This window comes from Flavobacterium niveum (genome assembly GCF_055231775.1).
The window spans coordinates 531,128-540,370 of record NZ_JBUYSX010000003.1 but is presented as its reverse complement, the minus strand read 5'-3'; the positions used below and the strand labels follow the sequence as shown (position 1 = coordinate 540,370).

10 protein-coding genes are annotated in these 9,243 nt (G+C 44.3%); 3 read left to right on the top strand and 7 right to left on the bottom strand.

The window, feature by feature from the left end:
- Positions 1-17: 17 nt before the first annotated feature.
- The 3 genes from ACZIX4_RS10700 to ACZIX4_RS10690 all read right to left on the bottom strand — a co-directional run bounded on the left by ACZIX4_RS10700 (position 18) and on the right by ACZIX4_RS10690 (position 3,310).
- Positions 18-974, bottom strand: a complete 957-nt coding sequence (locus tag ACZIX4_RS10700) for a D-2-hydroxyacid dehydrogenase (protein WP_463335627.1) — start codon at positions 972-974, stop codon at positions 18-20.
- 127 nt (positions 975-1,101) lie between these two features.
- A complete protein-coding gene (serC, locus tag ACZIX4_RS10695) occupies positions 1,102-2,172 on the bottom strand; it encodes a 3-phosphoserine/phosphohydroxythreonine transaminase (RefSeq protein ID WP_463335626.1) in 1,071 nt (356 codons plus the stop codon).
- A 79-nt stretch (positions 2,173-2,251) separates the two neighbouring features.
- Positions 2,252-3,310 carry an acyl-CoA reductase gene (locus ACZIX4_RS10690; RefSeq protein ID WP_463335625.1) on the bottom strand — a complete coding sequence of 353 codons (1,059 nt, stop codon included), beginning with the start codon at positions 3,308-3,310 and terminating at the stop codon, positions 2,252-2,254.
- A gap of 67 nt (positions 3,311-3,377) precedes the next feature.
- Here ACZIX4_RS10690 and ACZIX4_RS10685 point away from each other — a divergent pair, with 67 nt between their 5' ends.
- Complete coding sequence (locus ACZIX4_RS10685; protein ID WP_463335624.1) at positions 3,378-3,731, top strand: 4Fe-4S dicluster domain-containing protein; 354 nt, start codon at positions 3,378-3,380, stop codon at positions 3,729-3,731.
- Between the two features lie 117 nt (positions 3,732-3,848).
- Here ACZIX4_RS10685 and ACZIX4_RS10680 read toward each other — a convergent pair whose 3' ends face one another.
- The 3 genes from ACZIX4_RS10680 to ACZIX4_RS10670 form a co-directional block, all read right to left on the bottom strand.
- Positions 3,849-4,853 carry a hypothetical protein gene (locus ACZIX4_RS10680; RefSeq protein WP_463335623.1) on the bottom strand — a complete coding sequence of 335 codons (1,005 nt, stop codon included), beginning with the start codon at positions 4,851-4,853 and terminating at the stop codon, positions 3,849-3,851.
- Between the two features lie 2 nt (positions 4,854-4,855).
- Positions 4,856-5,299 (bottom strand): T9SS type A sorting domain-containing protein, encoded by a 444-nt coding sequence (locus ACZIX4_RS10675; protein WP_463335622.1) that lies wholly within the window; start codon positions 5,297-5,299, stop codon positions 4,856-4,858.
- Between the two features lie 225 nt (positions 5,300-5,524).
- On the bottom strand, positions 5,525-6,040 hold the full coding sequence (locus ACZIX4_RS10670) for a hypothetical protein (protein ID WP_463335621.1): 516 nt from the start codon (positions 6,038-6,040) through the stop codon (positions 5,525-5,527).
- A gap of 204 nt (positions 6,041-6,244) precedes the next feature.
- Here ACZIX4_RS10670 and ychF point away from each other — a divergent pair, with 204 nt between their 5' ends.
- Both ychF and ACZIX4_RS10660 read left to right on the top strand, forming a co-directional pair.
- Positions 6,245-7,339: a redox-regulated ATPase YchF gene (gene ychF / locus ACZIX4_RS10665; RefSeq protein WP_463335620.1), complete on the top strand. Its 1,095-nt coding sequence runs from the start codon at positions 6,245-6,247 to the stop codon at positions 7,337-7,339.
- A gap of 130 nt (positions 7,340-7,469) precedes the next feature.
- Positions 7,470-8,387 (top strand): lysylphosphatidylglycerol synthase transmembrane domain-containing protein, encoded by a 918-nt coding sequence (locus ACZIX4_RS10660; protein WP_463335619.1) that lies wholly within the window; start codon positions 7,470-7,472, stop codon positions 8,385-8,387.
- A gap of 146 nt (positions 8,388-8,533) precedes the next feature.
- Here the strand turns inward: ACZIX4_RS10660 and ACZIX4_RS10655 are convergent, their stop codons facing one another.
- Positions 8,534-9,115, bottom strand: a complete 582-nt coding sequence (locus tag ACZIX4_RS10655) for a PhnA domain-containing protein (protein WP_463335618.1) — start codon at positions 9,113-9,115, stop codon at positions 8,534-8,536.
- Positions 9,116-9,243 lie beyond the last annotated feature (128 nt).

Here is a 9,243-nt window from a genome sequence, read left to right as displayed (position 1 = left end):
TTGGTTTTTCAAAAATACTAAGGTTTAAGAAGGCTTGCTATCTGCTCGGCAAGCTCGGTGCCTATACGGTCCTGCGCCTCAAGGGTAGCAGCGCCTATGTGTGGTGTAAGCGACACCTTAGGGTGCATCAGTACCTGTACGGCAGGCTTAGGCTCATCTTCAAAAACGTCAAGGCCGGCAAAGGAAACCTTACCGCTGTCCAGCGCTTCAAGCAGGGCAACTTCATCTATAATGCCACCGCGCGATGCATTTACTATACCTACGCCGTTTTTCATGGTTTCAAATTCAGGCTTGCCTATTACGTAACCTTCTTTTTGTGCCGGTACGTGCAGCGAAATGAAATCTGCCTCTTTAAGTATGTCCTCAACCGGTTCGGTTTTAATGTCTACGTTAATGAACTGGCCGTTATAGAAGTCAACACGCACTTCGGCTTCGTCTACAAACTTATCGGTAGCTACCACACGCATGCCTAATCCAAGTGCCATACGCGCCACAGAACGGCCTATACGCCCAAAACCGATGATGCCAAGGGTTTTGCCACGAAGCTCTATACCATTGGCATAAGCCTTTTTAAGGCCTTCGAAGTTGGTATCGCCTTCAAGCGGCATCTGGCGGTTACTGTCATACAGGAAACGCACACCACTAAAAAGGTGGGCAAATACCAACTCGGCAACAGAATCAGATGATGAAGCCGGGGTATTGATCACGTGGATGCCTTTTTCGCGGGCGTATTCCACGTCTATGTTGTCCATACCCACACCGCCACGGCCTATGATTTTAAGCCCCGGGCAGGCATCTATAATGTCCTTGCGGACTTTGGTGGCGCTGCGTACAAGGATTACGGCAACGTCATTGGCATTTACATAATTGGCCACCTGTTCCTGGGCCACTTTTGTTGTTATTACTTCATATCCGGCATCTTCCAGGGCTATAAGGCCCGCTTTAGAAATACCGTCGTTTGCTAATATTTTCATTTTTTAATTTCAGATTTATGATTTTAGATTTCAGATTGAGTTTCACTCATGGCCTGAAAACTAAGATTTTTAGATTTCAGGTTCCGTACAGAACGGCAAAAACCTGAAACTTTAAACTTTAAACAAATTAAACCGTTTTCTCCAGTTCTTTCATTACATCTACAAGCACCTGTACGCTTTCTATCGGCATGGCGTTGTATATCGATGCCCTGTAGCCGCCTACTGATCGGTGACCGTTCAGACCGCTGATGCCTGCCGCTTTCCATAGCTTATCGAATTGCTCGGTGTGGGCTTCGTCTTTAAGCAGGAAGCATACGTTCATTTTAGAACGGTCTTCGTTTTTGGCGGTGCCAACGAATAGCGGGTTACGGTCTATTTCGCCGTAAAGCAGTGCTGCCTTTTCGTTGTTTTTAGCCTCAACAGCCTTAACGCCGCCCTGGTTTTTAATCCATTGCAGGGTAAGGTACGATGCATATACCGGGAATACCGCAGGGGTGTTGTACATGCTTTCTTTGTCGATATGCTGCTTATAATCCAGTAATGAAGGGATATTGCGGCCGGTGTTGCCCAGCAGCTCTTCCTTGATTACGATAAGTGCAGTACCCGCAGGGCCCATGTTCTTTTGCGCTCCGGCGTAAATGATGCCAAATTTGCTGAAATCAAGCTCACGCGAGAAGATATCTGAACTCATGTCGCATACCAGTGGCACATCAGTTTCAGGGAAATCCTGCATCTGTGTACCGAAAATGGTGTTGTTGCTGGTGCAGTGGAAATAATCTGCATCGGCAGGTATGGTATATCCTTTCGGGATGTAATTATAGTTTTCGTCTTTGGAGGACGCCACAACTTCGGTAGTACCAAATTTCTTTGCTTCTTTTATGGCAGCCGAAGCCCATGTACCTGTGTCAAGGTATGCGGCTTTGCCACCGTCTTTAAGCAGGTTGTACGGTACGCGGATAAACTCCAGCGATGCGCCGCCCGATAGAAACAATGCCTGGTAGCCTTTGCCGGTTAGCCCCATAAGTTCCAGGGCCAGGGCGCGGGCTTCTTCCATTACGGCAACAAAGTCTTTGCTGCGGTGAGAGATTTCCAGAATTGAAAGGCCGGAACCGTTAAAATCAAGGATGGCCTGTGTTGATTTTTCAAATACTTCCTGTGGCAGGATTGATGGTCCTGCGCTAAAGTTGTGCTTTTTCATTGTGTGTTTACTTATTAAAGTGCAACAAATTTCCTAATAATCGCCCGATTTAGCACCAAAATTTTTATAAATAATTCTATCAAATTTTTGATAAAAATGAAATTGTATCCACATTATCGGCATAATCTAACAATCCGGGCTTTTGTGTATGCCCGAATTTTACCGCATTATCAAAACCTGCATTGGCCACTACACATTGTATCTGTTCGTGCTCGGCTTCAAGCTTTGATTTTATGGCTTCAATATCATCGTAGTATTCATAAAAAACACTCGAAATAGGGGAGGCGTAGCTACCGTCTTCCTTCAGGGTAAGGAACTCGTTATCCAGCAGTTTAAAATTACTCATCAGGAATACAGCCTTATTGTAGTCGTAATTGTTGGCATACTTCTCATAAAAAATGACGTCCTTTTGGTTGAAAATTGCCTCAAAGAAGTCCTTAAAGTCATATCCCTGCGGTACAAACAGCTTTGATACATTGCGGCAACCCAACCCAAAATAACGGAAGATATCTTCACCCAACCCTTCCAGTTCTTCTTTGGTTTCAGTGCCTGTAAGTACGGCAACGCTGTTGCGGTTCTTGCGTATGATGTTTGGCTTATCCTTAAAGTAATACTCGAAGTAACGCGCGGTATTGTTACTGCCTGTGGCTATTACGGCATCAAAGCCTTCAAGCTTCCCTTCGGCGAATGTTATATAACCTGCAAATTCAGGCGCTACGGCTACCAGGTATTTTGCCATCAGCGGCAGCAGGAATTTATCGTTGCTTGACAGTTTTACCAAAACCCTGTGCCCGCTTATCAGTACCGATAAAAAATCGTGGAAACCCACCAGCGGTATGTTGCCCGCAAGTATCAGTGCCACGGTCTTGGGGTTTATGTTTTCAAGGCTGTAATGGCTTAGCCAGTTATCCAGGTTTTCTTCGGTAAGGGCTTCGGCCCATTGCTGTGTGGCAAAGTACACCTGCTCCGGGGTAAACCAGTGGTTGTGTATCTGCGACTGCTCTATAAGGGAGAGGTATTTTTCGAAATATTCATCGTTAAAAGGCACTGCGGCTTGTTGTGTATTGGTTTGCGGGGTAAACTGCCCCAAGAAGCTGCCCAGCGCGGCAAATGCTTTTTTTCTTTCTGTTAACGTCATTCTGTTTGCTTATGAATGGATTTGGACGTAATTTTGCATGCAAATTTACGTATTAATACCATACAGTATGGCAATTATAATAACTGACGAATGCATAAACTGTGGGGCCTGCGAACCGGAGTGCCCTAACACCGCTATATATGAGGGTGCCGATGACTGGCGCTATAAGGACGGAACAAAATTGCGTGGTACAATAGTGCTGCCAAGCGGTGAGGAGGTAGATGCCGATACGCCGCATACCCCCATAAGCGACGATATTTACTACATAGTACCGGGCAAGTGTACCGAGTGTAAGGGTTTCCACGATGAGCCGCAATGTGCCGCCGTATGCCCTGTAGACTGCTGTGTACCGGACGATAACTATGTAGAGGATGAAGAAACCCTGCTAAACCGACAGGCTTTCCTTCATGGAGATGAATGATTTTAGATTTTAGATTGAGTTTCACTCAGCCGAAATAGAAAATCTAAAATAGAAAATAATCAATAAAAAAATCCTGAAGTATACTGCTTCAGGATTTTTTTATGGCGATTGAAATAGTTAATTCGTTACAGAAATAATAACCTCATCTGAATTGGGATAGCTTGATAGGTTTTTTGTAGTCCAAGTGCCATTGCTAAACCCATGCGCCTTATTTTCATCTATAACAATGAAATTGCCTTCAGATGCAATAAGTTCGTCTGCATTAGGGTAGCTTGAACATGCTTTTGTTACCCATACACCGTTACTAAAGGCATGTACATTATTTTCGTCTATTACGGCAAAAGAACCCTTAGTACCCACAACCTCATCTGTATTAGGATAACTTGAACAGTTTTTAGTAACCCAGGCTCCGTTACTAAAAGCGTGTACATTATTTTCATCAATTACCAATAAATTCCCATCAGATGTAATTACTTCACTGGCATTAGGATAGCTTGAGCAGTTTTTTGTAACCCAAACACCATTACTGAAAGCATGTATTTTATTTTCATCTATTACCGCAAAACTTCCGTTTGAACCTATTATCTCATCCGGATTAGGATAGCTTGTGCAGGTTTTAGAATACCACGTTCCATTACTAAATACATGTACCTGATTATCATCCACTACAGCAAAACTACTAGTTTTAAAGGCGCTTGTGCCAATACCTGCAAGCCCGGTTGCATCTACCTTTTGTGCATACAGTGCATAAGGTACGCTCATAAGCTGGTTAGTACCCACTATGCTGTAGTTAGTACCTCCGGCAGGGTCTACTTCTACCTTAACAAACTTGGTATTTACGCCCCAGTTTATGGCCGAAAACGTACCTGTGGTAGCTGTACCCTGGCCTATGTTCAGGTTGAATAAGCCTTGTGCGTTGGTGGTTTTGGTGTGGGTTTCTACATATACAGCGGTACCTGTGGCCGAGTTGTCCAGTATACTGATTTTTACGCCTACGTTGCCGTTGGTTACCGGGTTACCGCCGGTGCCAAATGCCACCGCCTGGTAGCTGATGCCCTGTGGTGCCTGTGCCGAAGCAAGCAATGAAACAAAAAGGAAAGATGCGAGTAATATTTTTTTCATGGTTATTTCTTGATTATTTTAAACGATTGGTTGTTTTTACTGTTTGTTGTAATGATGTAAGTACCGGCCTGTAACTGGCTCAGGTCGACCTGGTTGTTTTGAAGGTCTTTAGATAGTACTACACGCCCGTTCATGTCGTAAATGTCTACGTGGGTAATTGGTTCGGCACCGGTTTCAAAAAACACCGAATGCGCGGTAGGGTTAGGGTACACCTTAATGGATGGTACTGCCACCACCTCGTCGATTCCGAGGGTAAGGAATTCAATGCGCGATACAGCCCCTATAGTGCCCGAGCTTGCCTGGTTTGCATTGGCAGGGAGAACATAAATTTCCCCAACCGAATGAATAAGGCCGTTGCCCGTTACCGCACCGCTGTTTACCGACTGCTGGGCATAGGCCCCCATGGCAAACATTGAAAAAAATACAATGGGTAGTTTGTTCTTCATTGGTTATACGTTAAAAATTGTTGGTATTATGTGTCCAAATACAGCTTCCCCTAAAGAGTTGTTGGCCGGAAAGAGTGAAGATGTGGTTGGTTAAAAATCAAGGCAAATATATGATTATTTGTGATTTAAAAAATTATATTATTTACCTGAGATATTAAAAATAACAAAATCCCGTGAGCTTCTGCGCACGGGATTCTTTTCATAGCAACTTAACTAATAACAAATTTATTGTACCGGTACTTTGGTGTAGGTTTCTACCATAATACCATCGGTATTGTCGTCGTAGCGCTCTACCACAAAGTTCCCTTTATCATCAAAATATCCTACAGAGGTGGCGTTTTTAGTACGGTAAATATACTGGCCGTTACTGGTACGTCGTACCACACCATACTGCTTATCTGCCCCTGATGAAATCCTGTATCCTGCCTTATCGCTTACAAAAATATAGCGTTCGCCATTCAGCTCGTAGTAGGTAGGTATACCGTCGCCTTGTATGGTAGTGCTGCTACTTACCTGTACCGGGGTTTCCTTCACGTCTTTATTCAGCTTTTTGCTGTCGGCATCCTTCAGCTCTATGTTCTGGCGTGCCTCGGTGGTTTCGGTTTTGGTAACCTTTTTGGGCTTGCCTGTACCGTTGTTTACCGTTACGGTAGTAGTGGTACTCTCCTTAGTTACGTTTTGCGTTTGTGCTGCCACAGTAAAACCTGCGGAAAGCAGCACCATTAAAGCTATCTTTTTCATATCAGGTGTCATTTTTATGTTACTGATACAAAGGTATTTTGCAGTTGTTAAAAGCTGTGGTAACAAAAGCTTAAATAAAGTCTAAAGTTGGAAAGCCTAAAGGCATAAGGTCTTTTTAGAGTATCGCCAACTTTATGACTTTATGACGTTATGACTTTCGACTAATAAACCCTATCTTTGCACCCTCAAAAAACAACATCTTAAATGAAAGCAGGTATCGTAGGATTGCCAAACGTAGGTAAATCGACCCTTTTTAACTGTCTGTCTAATGCTAAGGCGCAGAGTGCCAACTTCCCGTTTTGTACCATTGAGCCAAACGTGGGCGTGGTAAACGTACCGGACCCAAGGCTTTTAAAACTTGAAGAGCTGGTTAACCCGCAGCGCGTGGTGCCTGCAACTGTAGACATTGTAGATATTGCCGGCCTTGTAAAAGGTGCCAGCAAAGGCGAGGGCCTTGGTAACCAGTTTTTGGGTAACATCCGCGAGTGTAACGCTATTATCCACGTACTGCGTTGTTTTGATAATGACAACATTGTGCACGTAGACGGCAGTGTAAACCCGATACGCGATAAAGAAACGATAGATATAGAGCTTCAGCTGAAAGACCTTGAAACCGTAGAAAAGCGCCTTGAAAAAGCTAAAAAAGCGGCCAAGGTAGGTTCTAAGGAAGCCCAGACGGAAGTAGCCCTGCTGGACAGGATAAAGGATACACTGCTTCAGGCAAAATCGGCCCGTACGGTAATTCCTCAAAACGATGAAGAAACGAAGCTTCTGGAAAGCTTCCAGCTTATTACTACCAAGCCGGTGCTTTACGTATGTAACGTAGACGAAGGTTCGGCAGTAAACGGCAATAAATATGTAGAGCAGGTGCGTGAGCTGGTTAAAGACGAAAATGCCGAAGTGCTTTACCTTGCGGTAGGTACTGAAGCCGACATCACCGAGCTTGAAACATTCGAGGAGCGCCAGATGTTCCTTGAAGACCTTGGCCTTACAGAGCCGGGTTCGTCTGCACTTATCCGTGGTGCGTACAAACTGCTTAACCTGCAAACGTATTTTACGGCAGGTGTACAGGAAGTACGTGCGTGGACTATTAACATAGGCGATACTGCACCGCAGGCTGCCGGTGTTATCCACACGGATTTTGAAAAAGGCTTTATCCGTGCCGAAGTTATCGCGTTTGATGACTATGCTAACTACGGTACCGAAGCTAAGGTAAAAGAAGCCGGTAAGCTTAGGGTAGAAGGTAAGGAGTACATTGTTAAGGATGGTGATGTTATGCACTTCAGGTTTAACGTGTAAGTATCACAAAATATATTAATTGAGGCAGCCATAATGGTTGCCTTTTTTATTAAATGCAGGTACCTGAAAATTTAACATAAATGTTGTTTATATTTGCCGCCTTTGCACCCTAATTGCCTTTGAAAAGAAAATGACCAAACCGCACTACGCCAAAAAGATTAAGAAGAGCCTGAGTGTTTTACTAAAACTGTTCATCACAGCCGGGTTGCTATACCTGGTATATTCCAAAATTAACCTGAAAGACATACAGGAAAAGTTAAGCAGTGCCAATATCTACTGGCTACTGCTGGGTATAGTGTTGGTAACAGTATCGCAGGTATTGTCTTCGGCAAGGCTGCGGAAATTAATGCTAAAGTCACACTTGCCCATATCATTGCGTAGTAACAGCGAGCTGTATGTACTGGGCATGTTCTATAACTTTTTTATTCCCGGCGGGGTAGGTGGCGACGCCTATAAGGTATACCTGCTGAATAAAAGCTTCGGCTGGAAGGTAAAAAGGCTTATAAAGCTTATGGTAGCCGACAGGCTGTTCGGTATGTTCGGTATTATCGGTATCGTATGCCTGCTGGGCATTACGCTGCCATATTTCGATTTCTCTTACGGATTGCAGGTGGCACTGGGCATTGCGTTTGTAGCGCTGTTCCTTATCATGAGCCGCTGGTTTGTAAAACTGTTCTTTAAAGACTACGTACACTATTTTTATACCGGTATCGGTTATTCTGTAATCGTGCAGCTGTTCCAGGTGTTGTGCGTAATCTGCATATTAGAAGCCTTTGGCGGTGTACCCGTTTCGCTGTACCTGATTTACATACTGGTATTCCTTATCAGTTCGCTGCTGTCGGTATTCTCATTTTCGGGTATCGGCGTACGCGAATACGTATTCCTTCAGGCATCGTTAATCTTCAGCCTTGATATACAAACAGCCGTAAGCGTAGGAGCGGTATTCTCCATACTTACAGCGGTAATATCGGCACCGGGGTTGTACTACCATTTCAGGAAGCCCAACCTGTTCCTTGAAGAACCCGTAGAAATTTCCCCTGCGGAATAAGAATTATATAATACAAAAAACGAGCAATAATAGTCCGGCTGAGCTTGTCGAAGTCTACTATTATTACTCGTTTTTACGTAAATTTTATTGAAATATACTGTCAGGCAGAGCTTGTCGAAGCCGGCAGTATATTTCAATAAAGTAAACTACTGCTTCTTCACGTATTTGGTAAGGATAACTATCGTTTGCCCTTCTATTTTTCCTTCTATCTGTTCGTGGTTGTCATGCACCAGGCGAATGTTACGCACCGCTGTGCCTATCTTAGCATTAAGCGAAGAACCCTTAACATCAAGGTCTTTAATAAGCGTTACGGTATCGCCGGTTTGCAGCAGGTTACCGTTGCTGTCGGTATGCAGTTGCACGTTGCCGTCGCCCAGGTGGTCGCCGCTGGCCTGTGCCCACTCCATAGTATCATCATCCAGGTAAATCATTTCCAGTGCATCGGCAGCCCAGCTCTCATTACGGAAACGGTTCAGCATGCGGTATGCTATTACCTGCACCGCCGGTACTTCGCTCCACATGGCCGTAAGCAGGAAACCTTCCCAAAACTTGTTGTCGGGCATTTCCTTTTTCTCTATCTGGTTCAGGCATTTTTCACTGATAAGCACGGCGCTTTCGGCTCCTTTGTTTTTGGCAAAGGGTACTTCGTATACTACTAAACCTTCATCGGTTCCGCTCAGTTCACAAATGTTGCCGCTGCGTTGCTTAAGTATATCTTCTAATTTCATGGATGTGTTAATTAACGGGCGCAAAGATAGCAATTCAGCCAGCACTTTGGTATGAGTATTATCATGTATTTGTACGTAAATTATACTAAAAAAGCCGGGACAATGCCCGGCTTCCTCAGCTTTGCTGC

Excerpts from the sequence above, each read along its gene's own strand:
- serC (WP_463335626.1), bottom strand. The coding sequence starts at position 2,172 with ATGAAAAAGCACAACTTTAGCGCAGGACCATCAATCCTGCCACAGGAA.
- ACZIX4_RS10700 (WP_463335627.1), bottom strand. The coding sequence starts at position 974 with ATGAAAATATTAGCAAACGACGGTATTTCTAAAGCGGGCCTTATAGCC.
- ACZIX4_RS10685 (WP_463335624.1), top strand. The coding sequence starts at position 3,378 with ATGGCAATTATAATAACTGACGAATGCATAAACTGTGGGGCCTGCGAA.
- ACZIX4_RS10660 (WP_463335619.1), top strand. The coding sequence starts at position 7,470 with ATGACCAAACCGCACTACGCCAAAAAGATTAAGAAGAGCCTGAGTGTT.
- ACZIX4_RS10670 (WP_463335621.1), bottom strand. The coding sequence starts at position 6,040 with ATGAAAAAGATAGCTTTAATGGTGCTGCTTTCCGCAGGTTTTACTGTG.
- ychF (WP_463335620.1), top strand. The coding sequence starts at position 6,245 with ATGAAAGCAGGTATCGTAGGATTGCCAAACGTAGGTAAATCGACCCTT.
- ACZIX4_RS10680 (WP_463335623.1), bottom strand. The coding sequence starts at position 4,853 with ATGAAAAAAATATTACTCGCATCTTTCCTTTTTGTTTCATTGCTTGCT.
- ACZIX4_RS10675 (WP_463335622.1), bottom strand. The coding sequence starts at position 5,299 with ATGAAGAACAAACTACCCATTGTATTTTTTTCAATGTTTGCCATGGGG.
- ACZIX4_RS10655 (WP_463335618.1), bottom strand. The coding sequence starts at position 9,115 with ATGAAATTAGAAGATATACTTAAGCAACGCAGCGGCAACATTTGTGAA.
- ACZIX4_RS10690 (WP_463335625.1), bottom strand. The coding sequence starts at position 3,310 with ATGACGTTAACAGAAAGAAAAAAAGCATTTGCCGCGCTGGGCAGCTTC.